Genomic DNA, 25,029 nt, shown 5'->3' on the forward strand with positions numbered 1-25,029 from the left:
CTCCCACGACCATGAGCGACATGGCCGCTCCCGAGGCCTCGCCCGAGGCAGGGGGGCGGCCATCGGTCGTCCTCGGCGTCGCCGGCGGGATCGCGGCGTACAAGGCCGCCGAGCTGCTGCGCCGATTCACCGAGACCGGCCACGACGTGACCGTCGTCCCCACTCCGTCCGCACTCCACTTCGTCGGCGAGGCCACGTGGGCCGGGCTGTCCGGCAAGCCGGTGCACACCCAGGTCTGGGAGTCGGTGCACGAGGTGCCGCACGTGCGCATCGGCCAGTCCGCCGACCTCGTCGTCGTCGCCCCCGCGACCGCCGACCTGCTGGCCCGGGCCGCGCACGGCCGCGCCGACGACCTGCTCACCAACGTCCTGCTCACCGCCCGCTGCCCGGTGGTGTTCGTCCCGGCGATGCACACCGAGATGTGGGAGCACGCGGCCACCCAGGCCAACGTCGCGACGCTGCGGCAGCGTGGCGCCCTCGTGGTCGAGCCCGCGGTCGGCCGACTCACCGGTGCTGACTCGGGCAAGGGCAGGTTGCCCGACCCCGACGAGATCTTCGCGATCTGCCAGGACGTGCTCGCTCACGGTGTGGGGGAGCCCGACCTGGCCGGCCGGACCGTCGTCGTCTCCGCGGGTGGCACCCGCGAGCCGCTCGACCCGGTGCGCTACCTCGGCAACAGGTCGTCCGGTCGGCAGGGCGTCGCCCTGGCGCGTGCGGCCGTGGCCAGAGGCGCCGAGGTGACCCTCGTCGCCGCCAACGTCACGCTCCCCGACCCGGCCGGGGTCAAGGTGGTCCGGGTCGAGACCACCGAGGAGCTCCGCGACGCCGTGGTGTCGGCGGCGGTGTCGGCCGACGTGGTCGTGATGGCGGCCGCGCCCGCGGACTTCCGCCCCCTCGACGCCACGGACACCAAGATCAAGAAGGCCGGCGACGGTTCCGTCCCGCCCCTCGAGCTCACCCAGACCCCGGACATCCTTGCCGAGCTGTCGCACACGCGCGCGCGCCCCGGGCAGGTCGTGGTCGGCTTCGCCGCCGAGACCGGCGACGAGACCGGGTCGGTGCTCGACCTCGGGCGCGCCAAGCTCGCTCGCAAGGGATGCGACCTCCTCGTCGTCAACGACGTCCGTGGCGGTGCGGTCTTCGGGTCCGGCGACAACCAGGCCGTGATCCTGGGCGCCGACGGCACCCAGATCGAGGTACCCCCTGGACCCAAGACCGCACTCGCCCACGCCATTTGGGACGAAGTGGCCCCCAGGCTGCAAGATTGACCACCGACCATCATCTTCGCCGAACCAGGAGCAGCAACACCGTGACCGGACGCCTTTTCACCTCCGAATCCGTCACCGAAGGACACCCGGACAAGATCGCCGACCAGATCAGCGACTCCGTCCTCGACGAGATGATCCGGCAGGACCCGCACAGCCGGGTCGCCGTGGAGACCCTCCTCACCACCGGGCTCGTGGTGGTCGCGGGCGAGGTCAGCACCACCGGCTACGTCGACGTCAAGCAGATCGTGCGCGACCGGATCCTCACCATCGGCTACGACTCGTCCGAGAAGGGCTTCGACGGCCACTCGTGCGGCGTGATGGTGGCGATCGGCGGCCAGTCGGGTGACATCGCCCAGGGTGTCGACACCGGGCACGAGTCGCGCACCGGCTCGGTTGACGCGATGGACAAGCAGGGCGCGGGCGACCAGGGCCTGATGTTCGGCTACGCGTGCGACGACACCGACGTGCTGATGCCGCTGCCGATCACCATGGCCCAGCGCCTGGCCGAGCGGCTCACCGAGGTCCGCAACGACGGAACGCTGCCCTACCTCCGCCCCGACGGGAAGACCCAGGTCACCATCGAGTACGACGCCGACAACCGCCCGGTGCGCGTCGACACGGTCGTGCTCTCGACGCAGCACGCCGGTGACGTCGACCTGGTCGACACCCTCGAGCCCGACATCAAGAAGCACGTGATCGACCCCGTGCTCGCCACCTTCGACATCCCCTCCGAGGGCTACCGACTGCTGGTCAACCCCACCGGCCGGTTCGTGGTGGGCGGTCCGATGGGCGACGCCGGCCTGACCGGCCGCAAGATCATCGTCGACACCTACGGCGGCATGGCCCGCCACGGTGGCGGTGCGTTCTCCGGGAAGGACCCGTCCAAGGTCGACCGCTCCGCGGCGTACGCCATGCGGTGGGTCGCCAAGAACGTCGTGGCCGCGGGGCTCGCGAAGCGCTGCGAGGTGCAGGTCGCCTATGCCATCGGCAAGGCGCAGCCGGTCGGCGTCTTCATCGAGACGTTCGGCACCGGCATCGTCCCCGACGAGGAGATCCAGAAGGCCGTGCTCGATGTGTTCGACCTTCGGCCCGCGGCGATCATCGAGGACCTCGACCTGCTCCGGCCGATCTACGCCCTGACCGCGGCGTACGGCCACTTCGGCCGCGAGCTCCCCGAGTTCACCTGGGAGCGCACCGACCGGGTCGAGCAGCTGCGCAAGGCGGTCGGCGTCGAAGGCTGAGCCCGCGCGTCAGGCCGTGGAGGTGACGGACGGCTTGGGTCGCGGCTTGCGCAGGATTCGCAGAACCGGGCGGCCCTTGATCTCCGGCTCTCGCCGGGCCGGAGGTAGTCACCGATGACGACTGCGCTCTTGCCGCGGAACGCCCCCAGCTCGGGAGGCGACTGCGCCGGGAGAGGAGACATGGTGCAACGCTCAGCGACGGCGAGGCGATCGTCACCGGCCGGGGGCGGGAGAGCTCCGGGACCTGTTACCACTTCTTGACCCGTGCGAGAGGTCTCGGCCGGCCGTCCGGTGGCTAGATTGCACGGAGACGACGGCCAGCCTGTCGCGGGCACGGCCGGACGGAGGCGATCCGTGACACACAGGACTGCAGCGCTCGGGATCGTGCTGGCTCTCGCCACCACCACGCTGGCCCAGGTCGCGGCTTCCCCGACCGCCGCCACCGACGCCCGGCACGGCGCGCCGTCGCGCGCGGCCCTCGCCCTGAGCCGGCTGTCGGCCGAGTCCATCGGCCCGGTGAGGGTGACCCGGGGGCGCGACGGACTGGCTCGTGTCGTCGGCGTCTCCGGCGCCCGCAACCCCGTCGTCACCCGCACCACGTCCGCCAGGGGGGCCGCGCGCGCCCACCTCGACCGGTACGGCGCGGTGGTCGGTGTCGCCGACCCGGGCACCCGACTCGTGGCCGGCTCGGTCACCCGGAGCATGACCGGCGACGACGTCGTCAGGTTCACCGAGCTTCGCCACGGTCTCCCGGTGATCGCGGGAGCGGTCGCGGTCGACCTGCGTCCCGATCGCCAGCTGGACTCGATGACCGCGTCGGTCTCCCGCGCCTCCGTGCCGCGCGCGACGTACCCGAGGACGGCGGCGACGCGGGAGGCACTGGCGGTGGCCGCGAAGCGGCTCGGCCCCGGCTCGCGGGTCACGCTCGCGGCCACCAAGCCCGACCGGAGGCTCTGGGACCCGGCGGTGCTCGGCGTGCCACGCACGGCCGACCCGACGACCCACGCCCGAGGCGTCTGGTGGGTCGAGGTGCGCGGCGGCGCGGCGTTCCACCGGCTCCTGCTGATCGACGACCGCACGGGCGTCGTCGTACAGGACCTCGACCTGGTCGAGCAGGTCAACCGCGTGGTCTGCGACAACAAGAACACCAACACCGTGCTCGATCTACCCTGTACGAAGGACTTCGCCCGCACCGAGCACGGTCCGGCCAGCGGTGTGAAGGACGTCAACGAGGCGTTCACGCTGGCCGGTGCCGTCTCGAGGTTCTACCGCCAGATCGGGAGCATCGACCTGACCCGGCTCCTGGGCGTCGCCGAGGGCGGGCACAAGAGCCTGTCGTCGACGGTGCGCTACTGCGACCCCGGCGCGCGGCCACAGGACTGCCCCCTCCAGAACGCCTTCTGGAACGGCGTCGGCATGTTCTACGGCCAGGGCTACGCGGGCGCGGATGACGTCGTCGGCCACGAGATGACCCACGGCGTCATCCAGCACAACAGCGACCTGTTCTACTGGGGTCAGTCCGGGGCGATCAACGAGTCGCTGGCCGACATCATGGGCGAGATCATCGACCACCGGCACCACACCCCCGGCGAGTCGCCGCACAACTGGGCGCTCGGTGAGGACCTGCCGAACGGTGCCGTCCGGAACATGAAGAAGCCGGGCACGTTCGGTCAGCCCGACTCGATGACCAGCAGGCGATACGTGGGCGGGGAGTTCGACAACGGTGGCGTGCACTTCAACAGCGGCGTCGGGAACCGCACGTTCTACCTGATCTCGCAGGGCGGGAAGCAGGGGGGTGAGAAGGTGCGTGGGATCGACGGGCCCTCGCTGAGGAGGTCCGCGACCCTCTACCTCGACGTGATCCAGCACCTCGTCTCCGGCAGCGACTACGCCGACCTCGCCGCGGTCCTCGACCGCAGCTGCGACCACCTGGCACGGCACCACACGGTCGGGATGACCGCCGAGGGCTGCCGCAACGTCCACAAGGCGACGCTCGCCACCCGGCTGCGCAGGTCGCCGCCGCGGGCGAAGCAGCCGCCGGACGCGCCGATGACCTGCCCCCGGGGCGCCGGGCCCGTGCGCCTCCTGTTCGACTCCGAGAAGGGCGTGGCGAAGACGAAGTTCGACGCCGGCTCCACGTGGCTGCGTGCCCCGAACCAGTCCGCGTTCCCCCCGGTGCCGGCCAACGCGACCTCGGGCCACCACTCGTGGCACTCGAGCGAGCCCGACGCCGTCGCGGTCAGCTCGCTGACCATGCATCCGGTGGCGCTCCCGGCCCGGCGCCCGGCATATCTGTGGTTCCAGCAGTGGCGCCTGCTGGAGACCGCCACGAACGTCCAGGGCAGGGTGGACCACTTCGACGCCGGCACCGTCGAGGTCGCCGACACCACGCGCGGGCACAGTCCCAAGCCGGCGGAGAGGATGCCGTGGGTCAACGGACCGCACGACCGGATCGACGGCCGGTTCGGCAACCCGGCCGGGGGCCGCATCGGGTTCGGCGGCGACAGCCGCGGCTATCTGGCCAGCCGATTGAAGCTGACGCGGTACGCCGGGCATGCGGTGTCGCCGCAGTTCACCATGAACACCGACGACGTCAACTACGAGCAGGGCTGGTACCTCGACGACATCCGCGTCTACACCTGTGGTCGCGGTCCGGTGCCGAAGCGGGCGCCGCGCATCCACGGCACGCCCACCGTGGGCAGCCGGCTCACGGCGAACGTCGGCCGCTGGTCGCCCTCGCACGTGAAGCGGCAGGTCCAGTGGTACGCCGCGGGTCACCGGATCGCGGGCGCCACCGGCACGTCGTACCGCGTCCGGCACGGCGACCTCGGCAAGCGGATATCGGTGAAGGTGACCGCGACCGCCCACCACCGCCACACCTCGACGTTCTCTCCTGCCACCCCCCGCGTGAGCTGAGCCCGCGGGGCGTCGTCAGCGGCGACTGGTAGAACAGCCGCCGTGGCCGACCGCGGTGAGTCCCCGCCCGAGACCCTGCCGGGTCTGCGGGAGACGGTGCGCGCGGCACGGCCGAAGCGAGCCGCCAAGGCGGAGCCGCTCGCGGCGTCCGACCCGGTCGCCCGCGTGCTCGTCGACACCCCGCTGGCCCACCTCGACCGACGCTTCGACTACGCCGTCCCGGCGTCCCTGAGCGACGACGCCGTCCCGGGTGCGCGGGTCAAGGTCCGCTTCGCCGGGAAGGCGCTCAACGGCTTCGTGGTGGCGCGCGCCGCCGACACCCAGCACACCGGCACGCTGACCCGCCTGCAGCGGGTCGTCAGCCCCGAGCCGGTGCTCCGACCGGTGATCGCAGAGCTCGCCGGAGTGCTCGCCGAGCGGTACGCCGGCACCCGCTCCGACGTGCTCCGGCTCGCCGTCCCGCCGCGGCACGCGACGACGGAGAAGCAGCCGTCTGCGGCCGAGGAGCCGCTCGACGTCGATCAGTCGTCGGCGCGGGCCGTGTGGTCGGCCTATCCGGCGGCCGAGGCGTTCTTGGGACACCTGTCACGGGAAGGTGCGCCGCACGCGGTCTGGTCAGCGCTCCCCGGGGAGGACTGGCCCCGCCTGTTGGCTTCCGCGGCCGCCCTCACCCTGGCCGGAGGCCGTGGCAGCGTGCTGGTGGTGCCCGACCGGCGCGACGTCGCTCGCCTCGACACCGCGCTCACGGACCTGCTCGGCGCCGGCCACCACGTGCTGCTGACCGCCGGCGCGGGCCCGGCGCGTCGCTACCGAGAGTTCCTCGCCGTCGCGCGCGGCGCCCGGCGGATCGTGGTCGGCACCCGGGCCGCGGCCTTCGCGCCGGTGCACGACCTCGGTCTGGTGGCGATCTGGGACGACGGCGACGACCTGCACGCCGAGCCGCGCGCGCCGTACCCGCATGCGCGGGAGGTCCTGCTGAGCCGGGCCCACCTCGAGGGGTCCGCGGCCCTGGTGGGCGGCTTCGCGCGCAGCGTCGAGGCCGAGCAGCTGCTGGCGTCGGGATGGGCGCACGAGATCGCGCCACCGCGTGACGCGCTCCGCCATGCGATCACCGTCTCGATCGCCGGAGCGACCGACTTCGAGCTCGACCGCGACCCGCTCGCTCGCGCGACCCGGATGCCCAAGCAGGTGTACGACGCCGTCGCGGCAGGGCTCGAGCGCGGGCCGGTCCTCCTCCAGACGCCGCGCGGTGGGTACGCCGCGACGCTCGCCTGCGAGCGCTGCCGCACGCCCGCCCGCTGCGCGGTCTGCACCGGGCCGCTCGCGGTCTCCGGGCCGGCCCTGCCACCGGCCTGCCGATGGTGCGGCACGGTCGATGAGGCGTGGGCCTGCGCCGCGTGTGGTCATCGTGGCCTCCGCGCGCCGGTCGTGGGGGAGCGGCGTACCGCCGAGGAGCTCGGCCGCGCCTTCCCCTCCACGCCAGTCGTGGCCTCGGGTGGCGACCATGTCGTCGAGACGGTGCCGGCGAAGCCCGCGATCGTCGTGGCGACGCCAGGGGCCGAGCCGGTGGCCGCCGACGGCTACCGCACGGTCGTCCTGCTCGACACCTGGCTGGCCCTGGCGCGCCCCGACCTGCGGACCGACGAGGAGGCGCTGCGGCGCTGGTTGGGCGCGGCCGGTCTGGCGGCTCCCGGTGCCAGCGTGGTGGCGGTCGGCGACCCGGCCCATCCGGCGCTCCAGGCGCTGGTGCGGTGGGATCCGGCGGGCTTCGCGCGTCGCGAGGCCGCTGCCCGGTCGGAAGCGCACCTGCCGCCGGCCGGCCGGCTGGCGACCATCACCGGAGAGCTGGGTGCGGTCGACGACGCGCTGACCCTCCTGGACCGGCCTCCCGGCACCGAGGTGCTCGGCCCGGTCGAGGTCGACGGCGGAGAGTCGCGGCTCGTCGTCCGGGTGCCGCGTGCGCAGGCGTCAGCACTCTCCCGGGCGCTGGGAGAGGTCCAGCGGGTGCGCTCCGCCCGCAAGCTCGACGCGGTGCGCATCCAGGTCGACCCGGTCACGCTCTGACCGCTACTTCGGCCGACACCCTCGGGGTCCCGGATCGACGACGCGGAAAACGGTGAGCGTGTCGTCCTGGGCGTACCGCTCGAGGCCCGGGCAGCCCTCCAGCCCCCTCAGGTCGGACGAGGTGTCCCAGATGTTGCCGGTGCCGAGCGAGAAGTGCTCGCCCACGACCAGCCACGACACGTGGTTGTCTGCCAGGAAGCCCCAGTGCCGCGCCGGGTCGGCGTAGAACTGCCGTCCGCCGCGGAGCAGCCGATTGGCCCGCTGCAGCTGGGCGTCGAAGGTGTACGGCGCGCGCCCGTCCAGCAGCCCCTGGGCACCGGTCACGTCGGGGATGAAACCCTCGGTGTAGCCGTTGGCCAGCACCACGTCCTTGCTGGTCAGGGGGAGGGATCGCCACAGGGCGAGCTCCTCGCGGCTCGGCGCGTGGCCGTCGTTGTAGTCAGCCACCCTGATCATCGAGATCACCCCGCACACCGACAGCGCCGCCAGCAGAGCCAGGCGAGCAAGCCGCGGTTTCGGCAGGAGCCGGCCGCGTCGCCACGTCCGTGCGTCCCGGATCAGGCACTCCAGCCCGATCGCGATGAGAGGGGGACCGAGCAGGCTGGCCTCCAACACGATCCGCGAGGCTCCGGTACGTCGCGGCACGTAGCCCTGCCACCCGAACATGAAGACCGACGCGAGCGCCAGCAGGCCCACCAGAGCGACGATGGTGAACGACACGACCTGCCGCGCTGCGGCGTCCCGTCTCCGACGCCACAGCCCGAGAATCGCCAGCAGCAGAGCGGGCACGAACCACCATCGCTGCCAGTCGTACAGCTCGCGGATCGACTGCTCGACCAAGGCGCGGTTGCTCGGCGGCATGGACGGCGCTTCGTCCCGAGCGGCTCGGAAGAACTCCCAGGTCGGGTCGGCGAGCCCGCCGCGGTCGACGAGCCCGCCCGCATGGACGGTGCCGGAGGCCTCGTGGAAGACGAGCCCGGTGACGACCACGGCAGCGAGCAGGGTCACCAGGGCGATCGCGATCCGCCTGAGCTGCTCAGCGCGCGGACCCCGGAGCAGCGACACCAGCGCGGCCGCGGCGACCATCACTCCCGCCGAGACCGCGGCGATTCCGTGCACCTGCGAGAGGGTGGCCGCGAGCAGGGCGCCGGCGACGAGCGATCCCCGGTGCCGGGTGTGCAGCCAGTCGATGCCGAGCGCGACCAGCAGCAGAGCCAGGCCGAGGGCGAAACTCTCCGGGCGGTACGCCGCAAGCCGCACCGGCCCGATCCCCGCGGCCGTCGCGACGGGTACGGCGAGCAACGCTGCGCCCCGGCCCGCGCCGAGAGTTGTGGTGACCGCCACTGTTCCGATGCCGAGCAGCAGGACACCGATCAGGGCGACGATGGTGATCACCGTCATCGGGCCGCCAGGGTGCTGCACGAGCAACATCGCCGTACCGGTGGTGAACAGGTGGTAGTCGTTCAGGAACGGCGTCGTCGTGCCGAACTCGATCGACGTCGCCGGGATGGAGCCCAGGTCGGCCACCTGACGGGCGAGCCCGAAGTAGTACCAGGGTGTCGACCCGAGCGGCGACCACGAGATGCGAACGATGGCGTAGCCGAGCGGCACGAACACCAGTGCCGTGAGCCCGCCGACCTCCGCGAGGCGCCGTCCCACGGGCCCGAGCACGGCGCGCAGCCGGGTCCGGTGGCGGGGCAGGAGCAGGACGACGACCGACACCGTGGCGACGCAGCCGTCCCAGATCCATGCCGAGGTCGCGGTGAGGCCGACCGTCCGGGTCAGCAGACCGGAGCCGAGCAACCAGGTGGCGATGCCGCACGCGAGTCCGCGTGACAGGGCAAGATCGGGGACGGTGACGTCCGGGTCCCCGGAGGATCCCCGGGCCGGCCCCGACAGCAGGACCGCGCCCGCCAGGGCCGGCAGGACCAGGACGAGCAGGAGGCCGGCGAGCGCGCTCATGGCGAGTTCATGCCGTTTCCCGTGCACCGGATCGTGGGTCGCGGGCGCGGGCCCACGAGCGGATGATGGCACCGAGGAACCCGGACGCGTAGCGGAGGCCGCGCGGCTTCTTGCTGGTCCCGACCTCCCGGCTGCGGATGTGGACGGGCACCTCTCGGATGCGCAGCCCGAGCCCGGCGGCCTGGATCAGGATCTCCGAGGCGGAGAACCGGTCCTCGACGAGCCGCATCCGCCTCAGAGCAGCGCCGTCGATCGCGCGGAAGCCGTTGGTGCAGTCGGTGATCTCGGTTCCGGTGAGCAGCCGGATCAGCTGCGTGAACCCACGGATGCCGAGATCCCGCGCGCCGCCGGCGTCGTCGTACGTGCCGAGGAAGCGTGAGCCCTGCACGTAGTCGGCGTCGCCGGCGACGATCGGGCCGACGAGGGCGGGCAGCTCGGAGGGGTCGTGCTGACCGTCGGCATCCATGGTGACCACGACCCGGGCGTCGAGTCGCTGCGCCATCGCGAAGCCGGTCCGCAGCGCGTCGCCCTGGCCGAGGTTGCTTCGATGGGTTCCGACCACGGAGCCGGCCTCTCGGGCGAGCTCGGCCGTCTGGTCGGTGCTGCCGTCGTCCACGACGACCGGACAGACGCCAAGGCCGCAGACCTGTTCCGGCAGCGAGGCCAGGAGCGGGCCGATGCTGCCGGCCTCGTTGTACGCCGCCATCACCACCGCGAGGAGCGGACGGTCATCGGCCCGGTCCGACTGGGCGCCGGCCAGCGCCCCGTCGAGCGCGGCCGCTCGTACGTCGTGCGCGGAGGCTCGCCGGGCGGCCTTGTGGTGGTGCCGCCGGGCCTGACCGGCGACGAGCACCAACAGACCCACCCACGCCGCAGCGGTCCGCCGACGCGTCACCCGCCCGACTCCCGGAACCAGGCCGCGGTGCGGTCGAGCCCCTCCTCCAGCGTGACCCGGGGTGCGAACCCGAAGAGTGCCCGAGCCGTCGAGATGTCGGAGGCGCTGCGGGCGACGTCGCCGACGCGCGCGGGGCGGTGCTCGACGGAGACCCCTCCGAGCCGCTCGGCCACCAGGCGGGCCACCTCGAGCACGGTCGTCTCGGTGCCGGACGCGAGGTGTGCCACCACCCCGGAGCCGCCGTCGGTCACCGCGGCGGCGATACCCCGGCACAGGTCCTCGACGAAGACGAAGTCGCGGGTCTGGGTGCCGTCGCCGTAGACGACGAGTGGCTCCCCGGCGAGCGCCCGCTTGCAGAACGCGGCGACGACCGAGCCCTTGTGGTAGCTGTACGGGCCGTAGACGTTGGAGAAGCGCAGCACCACGGTCGGCACGCCGTACGAGCCGGCGAAGGCCGAGCAGTAGGCCTCTCCCGAGAGCTTGGAAGCGCCGTACGGCGACGTCGGGCGCGCGACCAGACCCTCGTGAGCCGGGGGCGTGATCTCTCCGAGCGGTGCGTTCGACGACGCGAACACGAACCCCGCCACGCCGGTGTCGCGAGCGGCGAGGAGTGCATGCAGGGTGCCCCGGACGTTCGTGTCGCAGTCACCGAGCGGGTCCTCGACCGAGGCCGGGACGCCGGCCTGGGCCGCGAGGTGCACGACGTGGGTGCAGTCGCGGGTCGCCGCGGTGATGGCATCGAGGTCGAGGACGTCGCCCTCGACGATCTCGTCGTACCCGGCCTTCACGGCGTCGTCGCGGCGTCCGGTGGTGAGGTTGTCGAAACAGCGGGTCGCGAACCCGAGGTCCGCGAGAGCAGGGGCCAGGTTGACCCCGATGAACCCGGCGCCGCCGGTGACGAGAACCCGCCCCCGGGTCACCGCCATGTGGTCCGCGGCGCGATCGCGTCGTGGATCGCTCGGTCCCGGTACGTCATCAGCGTGCTCAACGTCGCGGTCACCAGGTCCTCGGAGAGCAGCGTCGGCTGCAGGCCGAGGTCGAGGAGCTTGGTGTGGGTCGGGTTGTAGTAGTGGTCCTGCGCCTCGGAGCGCGGGTTCTCGATCTCGCGGATCTCCACCTCGAGGCCGAGCTCCTTGCCGGCCTGCTGGACCTCGACCGCGAGCTCACGGATCGAGAAGGACTCGGTGAACTGGTTGTAGACGCGCATCTCGCCGGCGTCTGCCGGATTCAGCAGCGCGAGCTCGACGCAGGCGAGGGTGTCGCGGATGTTGAGGAACCCGCGCGTCTGGCCGCCGGTGCCGTAGACCGTGAGCGGGTGGCCGACCACCGCTTGCAGGCAGAACCGGTTGAGCGCGGTGCCGAACTGCTCGTCGTAGTCGAAGCGGGTGAGCAGCCCGTCGTCGAGCAGCGTCTCGTCGGTGCTGACGCCGTAGACGACGCCCTGGTTGAGGTCGGTCGCCCGCAGCCCGTAGACGCGGGAGGCGAAGTGGATGTTGGTCGAGTCGGCGACCTTGCTGGCGTGGTACCAGCTATGGGGCATCTTCGGGAACGGCAGAGTGTCCGTGCGGCCCTTGTGCTCGATCTCGAGGAAGCCCTCTTCGATGTCGATGTTGGGACAGCCGTACTCGCCCATCGTCCCGAGCTTGACCAGGTGGCAGTCGGGGCTGTTCTCGACGATCGCGAAGATCACGTTGAGGTTGTTCTCGATGTTGTTCATCTGGGTCAGGACCGCGTGGCGGCGGTCCTTCATCGAGTACGGCGCCGACGGGATCTGGCCGTAGTGGACGACCGCCTCGGGCTGGAACTCCCGGAAGACCCGGCTGACGAGGTCGTAGTCGCACAGGTCGATGAGATGGACGTCGATGGTCCTGCCCGAGACCGCCTTCCAGACCTTGGCCCGCTGTGGGAGGTTCAGGATCGGGGTGAGGCTGTCGCTGCCGGACTCGGTCACGATCTGCCGGCGCAGGTAGTTGTCGGCGACCGCGACCTCGTGGCCGTGCGCCGACAGACTCATGGCGGTGGGCCATCCGAGGTAGCCGTCACCGCCGAGCACCAGAACACGCACCGTTGGCTCCCTTCGTCACACCAGACGGACGCCAGAAACCTAACGTGTTGCGCCCAGGAATGCCCGTCCGGGTCGCCCGGTCCGTACCCAGTTGGCGGTCTCGGCACCGGGTGCCCCTCGCGGACCGCGTGCGTCAACGGCCTTCCGGCGGCGGTTCCCTGGGTGCGAACAGGCGGTCGAACAGCAGGAATCGGAAGCCGAACATCACGACGTACACGAGGAAGTAGGTCCCGGCGACGATCAGGGTCTGCGCCGCGTCCGTGATCGAGGTGCCGTCGAGGGCGGCCGCGACCGCCGCGGTCGCGATGATCGCCAGGCCCAGAGTGCCGAGGACGATCGCGGCGTAGGGCAGCAGCTCCCGGGCCACGTCGGGACGTCCGCGCCGGCCCCACGTCCAGGAGCGGTTAAGCCAGTAGTTGGGGATGGCGCCCGCCAGCCAGGCGAGCGTCGACGAGACGGTCGTCGAGGCGTGGACCGGGCCGTACAGGATCAGGAACGTCGCCTGGCTGCAGACCACGGCCACGATCGAGCCGGTGCCGTAGCGGAAGATCCGCCGGAACAGGTCCGAGCGTCCCTCGCGGAGCTCGGCGATCCTCCCCGCGACGCCTGACATGGCTGCGATCGTACGCGGGCGCGGCTCGTGCTTGGGCCGAGCGCTCCTAGACTCGGCGCGTGTCCATCCAGCCGATCCGTCTCTTCGGCGACCCGATCCTGCGCACGACGGCGATCGAGGTCGTGGACTTCGACAAGGAGCTCCACCGCCTCGTCCAGGACCTCACCGACACGATGCTGGACGCTCCGGGATCGGGCCTCGCGGCGCCCCAGATCGGCGTCGGCCTGCGCGTGTTCACGTGGAACGTCGAGGGTGAGGTCGGCCACCTGGTGAACCCGGTGCTCGACCTCTCCGACGAGACCCAGGACGGCGACGAGGGCTGCCTGTCGATCCCCGGCCTGGCCATCGACTGCCGCCGGGCGCTCTCGGTGGTGGCGAAGGGCTTCGACGTGCACGGGGAGCCGGTGACGATCGAGGGCAGCGAGCTGCTCGCGCGGGCGATCCAGCACGAGACCGATCATCTCGATGGCGTCCTGTTCGTCGACCGGCTCACCCCGGAGCTGCGCAAGCAGGCGATGAAGGAGATCCGTGAGTCGGAGTGGTTCGGCCTCTCCGGCGCACCGACGATCAAGGTCTCGCCGCACCCGACCAAGGGCTTGGCCCGGTGAGGGCCGGATGAGGGTGGTCTTCGCCGGCACGCCCGAGGTGGCTCTGCCGTCGTTGCTGGCCGTCGCCGCCTCGCCCCACGAGCTGGTCGGAGTCGTCACGCGTCCGGATGCGCCGACCGGTCGCGGCCGCAGGCTCACCGCCTCGCCCGTGGCGGAGGCGGCCGGGACGCTCGGCGTACCACTGCTCAAGCCCGAGCACCCGCGCGACCCGGAGTTCCAGGACGAGCTGCGGGCCCTCGAGCCGGACGCCTGCGCGGTCGTCGCGTACGGCGCCCTGCTCCCGCAGTCGGCCCTCGACATCCCACGCCACGGCTGGATCAACCTGCACTTCTCGCTGCTGCCTGCGTGGCGCGGCGCCGCTCCGGTCCAGCGCTCCATCTGGGCCGGCGACGACGTCACCGGCGCGACGACGTTCCGCATCGTGAAGGAGCTCGACGCCGGCCCGACGTACGGCGTGATGACCGAGACCATCCGGCCGAGGGATACCGCCGGCGACCTGCTCGCGCGGCTGGCCGAGGGTGGCGCCGGGCTCCTGGTGGCGACCCTGGACGGCATCGCCGACGGGACGCTCGAGGCACGCCCCCAGGTGGGTGACGACGTGTCGCTGGCTCCCAAGATCAGTGTCGACGACGCGCGGGTGGACTGGTCCCAGGCTGCGGCGGCGATCGACCGGCAGGTCCGGGCGTGCACCCCGGCCCCGGGCGCGTGGACGACGTACGCCGGCGAGCGGTTGAAGCTCGGCCCTCTGTCGCCGGCTGACGGCCAGCTCCCGCCGGGTGAGATCGTGACCGGGAAGAACGCGGTCGTCGTCGGCACCGGCACGGTCGCACTGCGGCTCGGCGACGTCCAGGCCGTCGGGAAGCGGCCGATGCCGGCGGCGGACTGGGCCCGCGGGCTGCGATGGTCGGGTGGGGAGGTGCTGGAGTGAGCAGGAGGGCCAAGATCGCCGACGTGCACACGATCTGCAGCGCGCTGCCCGCGGTCGAGCTGGGCACGTCGTGGGGCGACCGTCCGACGTACCTCGTCAAGCAGAACCCGAAGCCCCGCGGATTCGTGCTCGCGCGTGCTCCGCGGCACGACGCGATCGACCCGCGGTCGGGGGAGGAGTACCAGGACCTGCTCGTGATCCGCACCGCGAACGCCGAGGACAAGGCGGCGCTGGTCGAGGCGGACGGGCCGTTCTTCACCATCGACCACTTCCGCAACTACAACGCGGTGCTGCTGCAGCAGAGCCGGATCGCCGAGCTCGACGTCGACGAGCTCCGCGAGGTGCTCACCGACGCCTGGCTGGCGGTCGCCCCGAAGTCGCTGTCGAAGAAGTTCCTGGCCGGGGAGCCGTGAGCGGCCCCGACCCCGCCCGCCGGGCCGCGTTCGAGGTGCTGAAGGCGGTCCGGGTGAAGGAGGCCTACACCAACCTGGTCCTGCCGCACGTGCTCGGGAAGTACCGGCTCACCGGCCGGGATGCGGCGTTCACCACGGAGCTCGCCTCGGGCACGATCCGGCGACAGGGCACGTACGACGCGATCCTCGCCGGCTGCACGGACCGGCCGCTCGCGAGCACGCAGGCCAAGGTCCTCGACGTCCTCCGGCTCGGGTGCCACCAGCTGCTGGGGATGCGGGTCGCCCCGCACGCGGCGATCAGCACCAGCGTCGACCTCGTCCGCTCCGAGGTCGGGCCCGGCCCCTCCGGCTTCACCAACGCCGTGCTGCGCCGCGTGTCGGCCCACGATCTCGAGACGTGGCTGACCCGGATGGACGCCGACCGGTCGACCCGGTTCTCCCACCCGGCCTGGATCGTCGACGCGCTGGCCGAGGCCGTCGGCGACGACGAGATCGACGCCATGCTCGCCGCGGACAACGACCCGCCGGCGGTCACCCTGGTGGCGCGGCCGCGGCGGGCCACGGTCGACGAGCTGCCGGGTGAGCCCACGCCCTTCTCGCCGTACGGCGTCGTGTCGGCGGGTGGCAACCCTTCCGACGTACCGGCGGTCGCCGAGGGTCGCGCCGGGGTGCAGGACGAGGGATCGCAGCTGGTCGCCCACGTGCTTGCCGCGGCGCCGCTCGAGGGCCCCGACGAACGCTGGCTCGACCTCTGCGCCGGACCGGGCGGCAAGGCGGCACTGCTCGCCGCTCTGGCGGATGCGCGGGGAGCGCGGCTGGTCGCCAACGAGCTCCAGCCGCACCGCGCCGACCTGGTACGCCGTGCGCTCGACGGCGCCCAGGGGGTCGAGGCCGTGACCGTCGAGGACGGCACCGCGCCACCGTGGCCGGCCGGTTCGTTCGACCGGGTGCTCGTCGACGCCCCGTGCACCGGGCTCGGCGCCCTCCGACGGCGGCCCGAGGCGCGCTGGCGCCGCCGCCGGGAGGACCTCCGCGACCTGGTCCCGCTCCAACGCGCGCTGCTCGACCGGGCGCTGGACCTGGCTCGCCCCGGCGGGGTGGTGCTCTACGCGACCTGCTCACCGGTTCTGGCCGAGACCCGGGACGTGCTCGGGTCGGTCCTGGTCGGCCGCGACGACATGAAGCTCGGTGACGCGACGTCGCTGCTCACCGCCGCTGCCGGACTCCGTGCCGACGTCCCGGACTGCCAGGGACCGCTCGCCGGCACCGCCCAGCTCTGGCCGCACCGCCACCGCACCGACGCGATGTTCCTGGCCCTCTTTCGGAAGGGGTGAGTGTGCGTAGGACGAACGTTCGTCCTACCCGTCACCCGAGCCTGCCGTGAGGAGGTGCAGCTACGCCTCGGGTGCGTCGAGGACGCGCTGCCAGTGCCGGGCCACCGCCAGGTCGAGGGCCCGCGCACCCTAGGACGCGGCCGCGGCTACGGTGACCGCATGGCGTCGCCGTTCGTCGAGATCGAGGTGGACAACCGGGTGGTCAAGGTGACCAACCCCGACCGCGTCTACTTCCCTCCCAGAGGTCCAGGGGAGCGCGGTGCGACCAAGCGAGACCTCGTCGACTACTACCTCTCGGTCGGCCCCGGCATCGTCAACGCGCTGTTCGAGCGGCCCACGATGCTGCACCGCTTCCCGACCGGTCTGTCCGGAGAGAAGGTTCACCAGAAGCGGCTCCCGTCGGGAGCCCCCGACTGGGTCGAAACAGTCCGCCTGCACTTCCCGCGCTGGAACCGCACCGCCGACGAGCTCTGCGTCACCGAGCTCGGTGCCGTCGTCTGGGCGGTGCAGATGTCGACGGTGGAGTTCCACCCGTGGAACAGCCGCCGCGAGGACCCCGAGAAGCCCGATGAGTGGCGGATCGACCTCGACCCGGGGCCGCTCAGCGAGTTCTCCCAGGTGCAGCGGGTGGCCGGGGTGGTCCACGAGATCCTCGACGAGCTCGGAGCGGTCGGCTATCCCAAGACCAGCGGCGGCAAGGGGCTGCACATCTACGTGCGGATCAAGTCGGACCACGGCCACAAGGAGGTACGACGTGCCGCACTCGCGTTCGCGCGGGAGGTCGAGCGCAGGATGCCCGACGACGTGACCACGCTGTGGTGGCGCAAGGACCGCGACCCGCACCACCTCTTCGTCGACTACAACCAGAACGCCCGCGACCACACCATCGCCGCGGCGTACTCCGTGCGCGGCTTCCCCGATGCCCGGGTCTCAACCCCCGTCCGCTGGGACGAGGTCGACGACGTCGACCCCCACGACTTCACGATCTTCACCGTCCCCGCCCGGTTCGCCGAGATCGGCGACCTGCACGAGGACATCGACGACCACGTCTTCGACATCCAGCCCCTGCGCGAGTGGGCAGACCGCGACGAGGCGAACGGCCTGACCTCGACCACGGGCCGCGACGAGGGTGACGATGCGGACCAATCCCGTGAGGAGGAGTCATGAGAGAACCTGTCGACCTCGCCGACAGGCTGGCGCTCTTCTCCGAGCACTGGTCACCCAAGGTCGTCGCCCGCCTGAACGACTACGAGATCAAGGTGGTCAAGATCAAGGGCGAGGTCGTCTGGCACGACCACGCCGACACCGACGAGCTGTTCCTGGTGATCGAGGGCCACCTGAGGATCCAGCTCCGTGACCCCGACGAGCGCAACATCACCCTCGGCCCGGGTCAGCTGTACGTCGTGCCCCGCGGCGTCGAGCACTGTCCGGTCGCCGAGGGCGACGTCGCCGCGATGCTGATCGAGCCCGCGGGCACGCTGAACACCGGCGCGGCCGGTGGAGACCTGACCGCGGCCTACGACGACTCGCTCCTCGACCCGTCGGCCGACGATGACTGACGCGCGAGGGTCCGACGAGGCGGTCGACCCCGGAGACCCGGGTGACCCGGCACAGGCGGCGGTCGCGGCGTACGCCGCCGGCCACGACGACCTCGTCCTCGCCGGGGCGGAAGCCGTCGAGCTGGTGACGGGCCTCCTCGACGAGGCCGGCATCAACTACCTGACCGTCTCGGGTCGCACCAAGAGCGTCGCGTCGTTCGCGGAGAAGGCCGTCCGAGCGGTCGACGGCGTGCGGCTCTACGACGACCCGCTGCGCGAGATCGGTGACCAGCTCGGGATCCGCGTCATCACCTACGTCCGGGCCGACGTCGCCGCGGTCGCGGACGTGCTGGCCGACCAGGTCGTGGTCACCGACGACCGCGACCTCGGCCGTGAGACCGCCAGCGAGGGACGGTTCGGCTACGCGAGCCGCCACCTGCAGTTCACGCTCGACTCCGCTCGCGAGGGCCAACCGGGCTACGCCCATCTGCGCGGCCGCAACGTCCAGGTGCAGATCCGCACGGTGCTTCAGCATGCCTGGGCGGAGTTCGAGCACGACATCCGCTACAAGGGCACGGTCCCTCCGGAGCACGCCCACGACTTCGACCGTCGGTTCACCCTGGCGGCCGGACTGCTGGAGCTGGCCGACCAGGAGTTCGCCACGATCCGGGACCGGCTCCGTGGGCCGGTGACGCAGGCCGACCATCTCGCCCTTACCTCGGACGAGGACCCGCGCCTGGACGCGCGCGAGCTCGCGGCGTTCCTCGCCGGCCAGTACGCGGACGCCGGCTGGTCCCGCAGCGACCACTACGCGTGGGTCTCCGGTCTCCTGCTGGAGCTGGGCATCACGTCGCTGGACGAGCTGGGCGAGGTCCTGCGCTCCACGGACGAGGCGGCGATCCTCGAGCGGATGGACTACCGCTACCCACCGGGTGCCGTTCGCCGGCTCGACGACGCCCTGCTCGCGACGTACGCCGAGCGCTACATCGGGCTGCACGGCAACGCCCACCGCGTGGCTGCGTTGCGCACCCGGCTCGAGAAGCTGCTCATCTAGGCTGCGTCCGTGGGCATCCAGATCACGCCGAGCATCACCACCGCCGACTTCGCGGCACTGGGCGCCGAGCTCGCGCGCATCCCCAGCGCGGACTGGGTGCACGTTGACGTGATGGACAACCACTTCGTCCCGAACCTGACCTTCGGGCCGACCATGGTCGAGGCGCTCAGCAAGGCCACGGCGGTTCCGATCGATGCTCACCTGATGATCACCGACGTCGACCGTAACGCCGCGGCGTACGTCGAGGCGGGCGCGGCCAGCGTGACGTTCCACGTCGAGGCGGCGACCGCACCGATCCGGCTCGCGCGCGAGATCCGCGCCCAGGGGGCCCGCGCCAGCATGGCGCTCAGGCCGGCGACCCCGATCGAGCCCTACGAGGACCTGCTGCCCGAGCTCGACATGGTCCTGATCATGACCGTCGAGCCGGGGTTCGGCGGACAGAGGTTCCTCGACCTCTGCCTGCCCAAGATCCGGCGCGCCCGCGAGCTCATGGACAAGCACGGCGTCGAGACCTGGCTCCAGGTCGACGGTGGTGTCTCCCTCGAGACCATCGAGCGCTGCGCGGAGGCCGGGGCCGATGTGTTCGTCGCCGGCTCGGCGGTGTTCGACGCGGACGAGCCCGACGCGATGGTCACCGCGCTGCGCGAGAAGGCCCGGGTCAGCGCAGGCTGACAGGTCACGAGGACCGGTCGGCTGGCCCTAGGAGTCTCCGGCGCTCCCTCGCCAGAACGGCCCGACCATACCGGCGGACTCGAGGCCTTCGTCCCCGACCATGCCGACCTGCTGCGTGCCGACATGATCCTGGTGTGCGACACCGGGAACGCCGCAGTGGGGATCCCGGCCGCGACCGTGAGCCTGCGGGGCATGGTCAACGTGGTCGTCACGGTCGAGGCGCTCGCAGGCGAGCTCCACTCCGGCATGTTCGGCGGTGCTGCACCCGATGCCCTCGCCGCCCTGGTCGCGATGCTGGCAACACTTCGCGACAGCGAGGGCAACACCACGATCAGCGGGCTCGACAACAGCCAGACGTGGTCGGGTGAGAAGCACCCGCCCGACCAGTTCCGCCACGATGCCGGAGTCGTCGACGGGGCGTCCCTGGTGGGTGACGGATCCGTTTCGGACATGCTCTGGGCGCGCCCGGCGGTCACCATCCTCGGCATCGACTGTGCCCCGGTCGTCGGCTCGGCCTCGTCGATCACACCTAGCGCAGCGGCGCGGCTCAACCTCCGCATCCCGCCTGGGATGGCCCCGGAGAAGGCGCGAGACGCCCTGGTCGAGCAGCTCCGCGCGGCCGCGCCCTGGGGCGTCAAGGTGGCTGTCGACACCGAGGCGATGGGCGCACCCTTCCGCGCGGCGACCGAGGGCCCGGGCTACCAGGCGATCAACGACGCGATGCGTGAAGCCTTCGGAAGACCGATGGCCTCACTCGGTCAGGGCGGGTCGATCCCGCTGTGCAACGTCTTCGCCGACACCTACCCGGACGCGGAGATGATCCTGATGGGGGTCGAGGAACCGCAGTGCCTCATCCACGCACCCAACGAGAGCGTGGACCCGAACGAGATCGAAAAGATGGCTCTCGCCGAAGCCCTGTTCCTGCGGGACTACGGGAGCCGGCGCGTCCCCGCTGGCCGTTGAGCCCATCTGCCGGTTCCGCAGCGACATCGTCCGGGCGTGACGGACGCCATGAGCCATGGCGGACGACTCGGGCGTAGGCTGGCTCCTGCAAGAGCCAATGTGCTCGCGTGCTCTGGGGGCGGTGAAACTCCGCACCGGCGGTGACTGGGAGAAGCTCCTTCGCTTCGTTCAGGAGTCCGCGACCCGGTCGCAGCCAGTGACCGGTTGACCAGGTGGAACTCCTGGACCGACGGTGAAAGTCCGGATGGGAAGCGCACGCACACTCAGGGCCCGGCTCGACCTCCGTGGTCGAGCGGATCGGGGTCACGAGTGCGCCCCGGGAGTCCGCGACCGGACCCGAGGGACGCGATGACCTTCAGCGAGACGGAGCGATCGGCGATGCGCCGCGCCCTGGAGCTGGCGGCGAGCCCGGGCGTACCCCTCGGACCCAACCCACGCGTCGGGTGCGTCCTGCTCGACACCGCGGGGCGCACCGTGGCCGAGGGCTTCCACCGCGGCGCCGGCAACCCGCACGCCGAGGTCGACGCGCTCACCCGGGCCGGCGAGGCCGCGAGGGGCACCACCGCCGTGGTGACCCTCGAGCCCTGCAACCACACCGGACGCACCGGACCGTGCGCGCAGGCCCTGATCGCGGCGGGAGTACGCCGTGTGGTCGTGGCCCAGCGCGACACCAACCCGGTCGCGGTCGGCGGTGCCGAGTCGTTGTGTGCCGCCGGCATCGAGGTCGAGACCGGTCTGCTCTCAGACGAGGCCCGGGTCCTGAACCGGGTATGGACCTTCGCGGTCGAGCACCGTCGCCCGTTCGTCACCTGGAAGGTCGCCACCACCCTCGACGGGAGGATCGCGGCGGCCGACGGCAGCAGCCGCTGGGTGTCCAGCCCGGCCGCTCGCCTCGACAGCCACCGGCTCCGCACGATCTGCGACGTGATGCTGGTCGGCACCAACACGGTGGCCGTCGACGACCCTCACCTCACCGCCCGAGACGCAGGCGGTCGGCCACTGTCCGTCCAGCCGCTGCGGGCGGTGATGGGGGAGCGCGACCTCGAGCCGGGCCACCGGGTGTTCGACACCGCGGCCGAGACCATCCAGCTGCGCACCCGTGACCCCAGGTCGGCACTCGCCGAGCTGTACGCCCGCGACCGACAACACGTCCTGCTCGAGGGCGGGCCGACCCTCGCGGCGGCGTTCCTCGGGGCCGACCTCGTGGACGAGGTCGTCGCCTACGTCGCGCCGATGCTGCTGGGCGCGGGACTCTCGGCGGTCGGCGACCTGGGAATCACCGCGATCTCCGAGGCGCTGCACCTCCCGGTCACCGACGTGACCGTCCTGGAGCCACTGAACGACGGGGAAGACGTCAACGTACGGATCACGATGAGCCGGGCCGCGGCCCGGCAGGAGAGGAACTGAATGTTCACCGGGATCGTCGAGGAGCTCGGCGTCGTGGACGCGCTCGAGCGGCAGTCGGACGCCGTCCGGCTGACCGTGCGCGCGACCACCGTGCTCGAGGACACCGGCCTGGGTGACTCGATCTCCGTCAACGGGTGCTGCCTGACCGTGGCCGAGCGCACCGACGCGACGTGGACCGCCGACGTGATGGCAGAGACCCTGGCCAAGACCGGCCTCGGCTCGCTGACACCGGGCGACCGGGTCAACCTCGAGCGCGCGGTCACGGCCGGCACCCGTCTCGGCGGGCATCTGGTCCAGGGGCATGTCGACGCCGTCGGGCACGTCATACGCCGCGAGCCGGGGGAGCACTGGGACGTCGTGACGATCTCGATGCCGCGCGACCTCGCGCCGTACCTCGTCGACAAGGGCTCCGTCACCGTCGACGGCGTCAGCCTGACCGTGGTGGAGGCGGGCGACGCCGAGTTCACGGTGAGCCTGATCCCGGAGACCCTGCGGCGTACGACGCTCGGCTTCCGCTCGCCGGGCGACGCGGTGAACCTCGAGGTCGACGTGATCGGCAAGTACGTCGCGCGCCAGCTGGAGCTGCGGGAGGCGGCCGCCCGATGAACTTCCTCCAGTGGCTCTACGACGCCCAGGTGACGATCGCCGGCCACCCGATCACCTGGCGAGAGATCCTCGGCAACGGGTTCGGCTTCGCGTCCGCGATCGGTGGCCTGCGCCGCCGCGTCTGGGCGTGGCCCGTGGGCATCGTCGGCAACGTGCTGTTGTTCAGCGTCTTCATCGCCGCGACCTTCGAGCAGGACGCCCAGCAACCGTTGTTCGGCCAGGCCGGCCGCCAGGTCTTCTTCATCATCGCCAGCATCTACGGCTGGTGGCGATGGCACCAGATCAAGTCGCACCGTGCGCCGGACGCCCCGGCGATCACGCCGCGCTGGGCCACGGCCGCCGAACGGCTCGGCTACCTGGGCGTCTGGGTGGCCGGCGTCCTGGTCTGCCAGTGGGTCTTCACCGAGATCGGCGCCGGCTGGCCGGCTCCGCGCTGGTACTACTGGTGCGACGCCTGGATCTTCGTCGGCTCCATGGTCGCGACCTACGCGATGGCACGCGGCTGGAACGACTTCTGGCTGTGCTGGATCGCCGTCGACGTGGTCGGCGTGCCCCTGCTGTGGCACAGCCACTACTACCCGACCGCGATCCTGTACGTCTTCTACGGCGGCCTCGTGATCTGGGGATTCGTCGTCTGGCTGCGCGCCTCCCGGCGCGAGCAGCCCGAGCTCGAGGAGGCTCTGGTATGACCCCCACCAGCCACATCCGACTGGACACGGTCGAGCGAGCGATCGCCGACGTCGCCGCCGGCAAGCCGGTCGTCGTCGTCGACGACGAGGACCGTGAGAACGAGGGTGACCTCATCTTCGCCGCGGCCAAGGCGACGCCCGAGCTGATGGCGTTCACGATCCGGCACACCTCGGGGGTGATCTGCGTGCCGATGCCGGCCGAGATGCTCGACCGGCTCGAGATCCCGTTGATGACGCCGCACAACCGTGACCGGATGCGCACCCAGTTCACGATCTCCGTCGACGCCCGCGACGGCGTCACCACGGGCATCAGCGCCGCCGACCGCGCCCACACCGCGCGGGTGCTCGCCGACTCGGCCACCGAGCCCTGGGAGGTCACCCGCCCCGGCCACGTGTTCCCGCTGCGGTACTGCGAGGGCGGCGTGCTCAGTCGCCGGGGCCACACCGAGGCGGCGGTCGACCTGGCCCGGCTCGCGGGGCTCACGCCGGTCGGCGTGCTGGTCGAGATCGTGAACGACGACGGCACCATGAGGCGCGGGCCGGGCCTGCGCGACTTCGCCGACGAGCACGGTCTGGCGATGATCTCGATCGACGACCTGGTCCGCCACCGCCACCGCACGGAGCACCTCGTGGAGCGACTGGCGGAGACGCTGCTACCGACCCGGCACGGCGAGTTCACGGCGTACGGGTATCGCTCGACGATCGACGACTCCGAGCACCTCGCCCTGGTGCACGGCGACATCACCGGCGACGAGCCGGTCCTCACCCGGGTGCACTCGGAGTGCCTGACCGGTGACGTGTTCGGGTCGCAGCGGTGCGACTGCGGGCCGCAGCTCGACGAGGCGCTTGAGCGCGTGGTCGACGCCGGCCGCGGGGTCGTGGTCTACCTACGCGGCCACGAGGGCCGCGGCATCGGCCTGGTCGCCAAGCTCGAGGCCTACACGCTCCAGGACGCCGGCCGCGACACCGTCGACGCCAACCTCGACCTCGGTCTGCCGGCGGACGCGCGCCACTACGGCGCCGCGTCGCAGGTGCTGCGCGACCTCGGGGTGACCCGCGTGGAACTCCTGACCAACAACCCAGAGAAGTCCGAGGCGCTGTCGGACTTCGGGGTCACCGTGGACGCACAGGTGCCGCTCACGCCGCGGCCGAACCCCCACAACCTGCGTTACCTGCGGACCAAGCGTGACCGGATGGGACACCGCATCCCGGACCTCCCGGGTGACGGGGCGACCACGACGAGTGGCGACCACCACGGGGTCGCTCGGTGAGCGGTGCCGGAGCGCCGGCCGACGAGCCGGTCGACTGCAGAGATCTCAGCGTCGGCGTCGTCGCCTCCCGCTGGCACGCCGAGGTGATGGACGGTCTGCTCGACGGCGCCCGCCGTGCGCTCACGGCGTACTCCGTGACGGACGTGACCGAGGTCCGGGTGCCGGGCACCTTCGAGCTGCCGGTCGTGGCCGCCGAGCTGGCCCGGACCCACGACGCAGTCGTGGCGCTCGGAGTCGTGGTGCGCGGCGGGACCCCACACTTCGAGTACGTCTGCTCCGCCGCCACCGACGGCCTCACCCGGGTCGCGCTCGACACCGGGACCCCCGTTGGCTTCGGGGTCCTCACGTGTGACGACGACGAGCAGGCTCTCGCCCGCGCCGGCCTCGAGGGCTCGATCGAGGACAAGGGCTACGCGGCCACGGCCGCGGCCCTGCACACCGCTCTCACCCTCCGGGAGATCCGGGACACCCACGACGGCTGAACTCCGTCGCGCACGTCGTCGACGACGCCTAGCATGGTTG

The 25,029-nt window shown here is 71.8% G+C and carries 23 protein-coding genes and 1 riboswitch; of the genes, 18 read left to right on the top strand and 5 right to left on the bottom strand.

The genetic code is table 11. The features are described 5' to 3' along the window. Positions 1-20: 20 nt before the first annotated feature. The 4 genes from coaBC (at position 21) to VGJ24_RS14785 (ending at position 7,489) form a co-directional block, all read left to right on the top strand. Positions 21-1,268 carry a bifunctional phosphopantothenoylcysteine decarboxylase/phosphopantothenate--cysteine ligase CoaBC gene (gene coaBC, locus VGJ24_RS14770; RefSeq protein ID WP_331501395.1) on the top strand — a complete coding sequence of 416 codons (1,248 nt, stop codon included), beginning with the start codon at positions 21-23 and terminating at the stop codon, positions 1,266-1,268. A gap of 41 nt (positions 1,269-1,309) precedes the next feature. Then, complete coding sequence (gene metK, locus VGJ24_RS14775) at positions 1,310-2,509, top strand: methionine adenosyltransferase (RefSeq protein WP_331501396.1); 1,200 nt, start codon at positions 1,310-1,312, stop codon at positions 2,507-2,509. 354 nt (positions 2,510-2,863) lie between these two features. Then, complete coding sequence (locus tag VGJ24_RS14780) at positions 2,864-5,425, top strand: M4 family metallopeptidase (RefSeq protein WP_331501397.1); 2,562 nt, start codon at positions 2,864-2,866, stop codon at positions 5,423-5,425. Positions 5,426-5,467: 42 nt separating this feature from the next. Then, the gene (locus VGJ24_RS14785; RefSeq protein WP_331501398.1) at positions 5,468-7,489 is read left to right on the top strand and encodes a primosomal protein N'; all 2,022 of its coding nucleotides are present in this window, start codon (positions 5,468-5,470) and stop codon (positions 7,487-7,489) included. Positions 7,490-7,492: 3 nt separating this feature from the next. On the opposite strand, the gene VGJ24_RS14790 is transcribed toward VGJ24_RS14785, so the two are convergent. The 5 genes from VGJ24_RS14790 to VGJ24_RS14810 all read right to left on the bottom strand — a co-directional run bounded on the left by VGJ24_RS14790 (position 7,493) and on the right by VGJ24_RS14810 (position 13,024). After that, on the bottom strand, positions 7,493-9,451 hold the full coding sequence (locus VGJ24_RS14790; RefSeq protein WP_331501399.1) for a DUF6541 family protein: 1,959 nt from the start codon (positions 9,449-9,451) through the stop codon (positions 7,493-7,495). A gap of 7 nt (positions 9,452-9,458) precedes the next feature. Further along, positions 9,459-10,346, bottom strand: a complete 888-nt coding sequence (locus VGJ24_RS14795; RefSeq protein WP_331501400.1) for a glycosyltransferase family 2 protein — start codon at positions 10,344-10,346, stop codon at positions 9,459-9,461. Beyond that, positions 10,343-11,272 (bottom strand): NAD-dependent epimerase/dehydratase family protein, encoded by a 930-nt coding sequence (locus VGJ24_RS14800; RefSeq protein WP_331501401.1) that lies wholly within the window; start codon positions 11,270-11,272, stop codon positions 10,343-10,345. Before VGJ24_RS14800 ends, VGJ24_RS14795 begins: the two co-directional genes overlap by 4 nt. After that, on the bottom strand, positions 11,263-12,411 hold the full coding sequence (locus VGJ24_RS14805) for an NAD-dependent epimerase/dehydratase family protein (RefSeq protein ID WP_331501402.1): 1,149 nt from the start codon (positions 12,409-12,411) through the stop codon (positions 11,263-11,265). Before VGJ24_RS14805 ends, VGJ24_RS14800 begins: the two co-directional genes overlap by 10 nt. Positions 12,412-12,544: 133 nt before the next feature. Then, positions 12,545-13,024 (bottom strand): GtrA family protein, encoded by a 480-nt coding sequence (locus VGJ24_RS14810; RefSeq protein ID WP_331501403.1) that lies wholly within the window; start codon positions 13,022-13,024, stop codon positions 12,545-12,547. A 59-nt stretch (positions 13,025-13,083) separates the two neighbouring features. Here VGJ24_RS14810 and def point away from each other — a divergent pair, with 59 nt between their 5' ends. The 14 genes from def (at position 13,084) to ribH (ending at position 24,989) form a co-directional block, all read left to right on the top strand. Further along, positions 13,084-13,632, top strand: coding sequence for a peptide deformylase (gene def, locus VGJ24_RS14815; RefSeq protein WP_331501404.1), 549 nt, complete (start codon positions 13,084-13,086; stop codon positions 13,630-13,632). Positions 13,633-13,639: 7 nt separating this feature from the next. After that, a complete protein-coding gene (gene fmt, locus VGJ24_RS14820; RefSeq protein WP_331501405.1) occupies positions 13,640-14,560 on the top strand; it encodes a methionyl-tRNA formyltransferase in 921 nt (306 codons plus the stop codon). After that, positions 14,557-14,973 carry a hypothetical protein gene (locus VGJ24_RS14825; RefSeq protein ID WP_331501406.1) on the top strand — a complete coding sequence of 139 codons (417 nt, stop codon included), beginning with the start codon at positions 14,557-14,559 and terminating at the stop codon, positions 14,971-14,973. The genes fmt and VGJ24_RS14825 overlap by 4 nt, the downstream gene beginning before the upstream one ends. Then, entirely contained in the window at positions 14,970-16,307 is a 1,338-nt protein-coding gene (locus VGJ24_RS14830; protein ID WP_331501407.1) for an RsmB/NOP family class I SAM-dependent RNA methyltransferase, read from the top strand. The genes VGJ24_RS14825 and VGJ24_RS14830 overlap by 4 nt, the downstream gene beginning before the upstream one ends. 159 nt (positions 16,308-16,466) lie before the next feature. Beyond that, positions 16,467-17,474: a non-homologous end-joining DNA ligase gene (ligD, locus tag VGJ24_RS14835; RefSeq protein WP_331501408.1), complete on the top strand. Its 1,008-nt coding sequence runs from the start codon at positions 16,467-16,469 to the stop codon at positions 17,472-17,474. Continuing rightward, entirely contained in the window at positions 17,471-17,866 is a 396-nt protein-coding gene (locus tag VGJ24_RS14840) for a cupin domain-containing protein (RefSeq protein WP_331501409.1), read from the top strand. Before ligD ends, VGJ24_RS14840 begins: the two co-directional genes overlap by 4 nt. Further along, positions 17,859-18,899, top strand: coding sequence for a (p)ppGpp synthetase (locus tag VGJ24_RS14845; protein ID WP_331501410.1), 1,041 nt, complete (start codon positions 17,859-17,861; stop codon positions 18,897-18,899). The genes VGJ24_RS14840 and VGJ24_RS14845 overlap by 8 nt, the downstream gene beginning before the upstream one ends. Positions 18,900-18,908: 9 nt before the next feature. Continuing rightward, positions 18,909-19,571: a ribulose-phosphate 3-epimerase gene (rpe, locus tag VGJ24_RS14850; RefSeq protein ID WP_331501411.1), complete on the top strand. Its 663-nt coding sequence runs from the start codon at positions 18,909-18,911 to the stop codon at positions 19,569-19,571. 21 nt (positions 19,572-19,592) lie between these two features. Beyond that, positions 19,593-20,534, top strand: coding sequence for a peptidase dimerization domain-containing protein (locus tag VGJ24_RS14855; RefSeq protein ID WP_331501417.1), 942 nt, complete (start codon positions 19,593-19,595; stop codon positions 20,532-20,534). Positions 20,535-20,637: 103 nt separating this feature from the next. After that, a riboswitch (FMN riboswitch) is annotated at positions 20,638-20,795 on the top strand. Between the two features lie 87 nt (positions 20,796-20,882). Further along, positions 20,883-21,941: a bifunctional diaminohydroxyphosphoribosylaminopyrimidine deaminase/5-amino-6-(5-phosphoribosylamino)uracil reductase RibD gene (ribD, locus tag VGJ24_RS14860; protein WP_331501412.1), complete on the top strand. Its 1,059-nt coding sequence runs from the start codon at positions 20,883-20,885 to the stop codon at positions 21,939-21,941. Beyond that, positions 21,942-22,547 carry a riboflavin synthase gene (locus VGJ24_RS14865; RefSeq protein ID WP_331501413.1) on the top strand — a complete coding sequence of 202 codons (606 nt, stop codon included), beginning with the start codon at positions 21,942-21,944 and terminating at the stop codon, positions 22,545-22,547. Then, entirely contained in the window at positions 22,544-23,236 is a 693-nt protein-coding gene (pnuC, locus tag VGJ24_RS14870) for a nicotinamide riboside transporter PnuC (RefSeq protein ID WP_331501414.1), read from the top strand. The genes VGJ24_RS14865 and pnuC overlap by 4 nt, the downstream gene beginning before the upstream one ends. Further along, positions 23,233-24,507, top strand: coding sequence for a bifunctional 3,4-dihydroxy-2-butanone-4-phosphate synthase/GTP cyclohydrolase II (locus VGJ24_RS14875; RefSeq protein ID WP_331501415.1), 1,275 nt, complete (start codon positions 23,233-23,235; stop codon positions 24,505-24,507). The genes pnuC and VGJ24_RS14875 overlap by 4 nt, the downstream gene beginning before the upstream one ends. Continuing rightward, positions 24,504-24,989 (top strand): 6,7-dimethyl-8-ribityllumazine synthase, encoded by a 486-nt coding sequence (gene ribH / locus VGJ24_RS14880; RefSeq protein WP_331501416.1) that lies wholly within the window; start codon positions 24,504-24,506, stop codon positions 24,987-24,989. Before VGJ24_RS14875 ends, ribH begins: the two co-directional genes overlap by 4 nt. The last annotated feature ends 40 nt before the right edge of the window (positions 24,990-25,029 follow it).

Source organism: Nocardioides sp., assembly GCF_036493135.1.
Lineage (GTDB): Bacteria > Actinomycetota > Actinomycetes > Propionibacteriales > Nocardioidaceae > Nocardioides.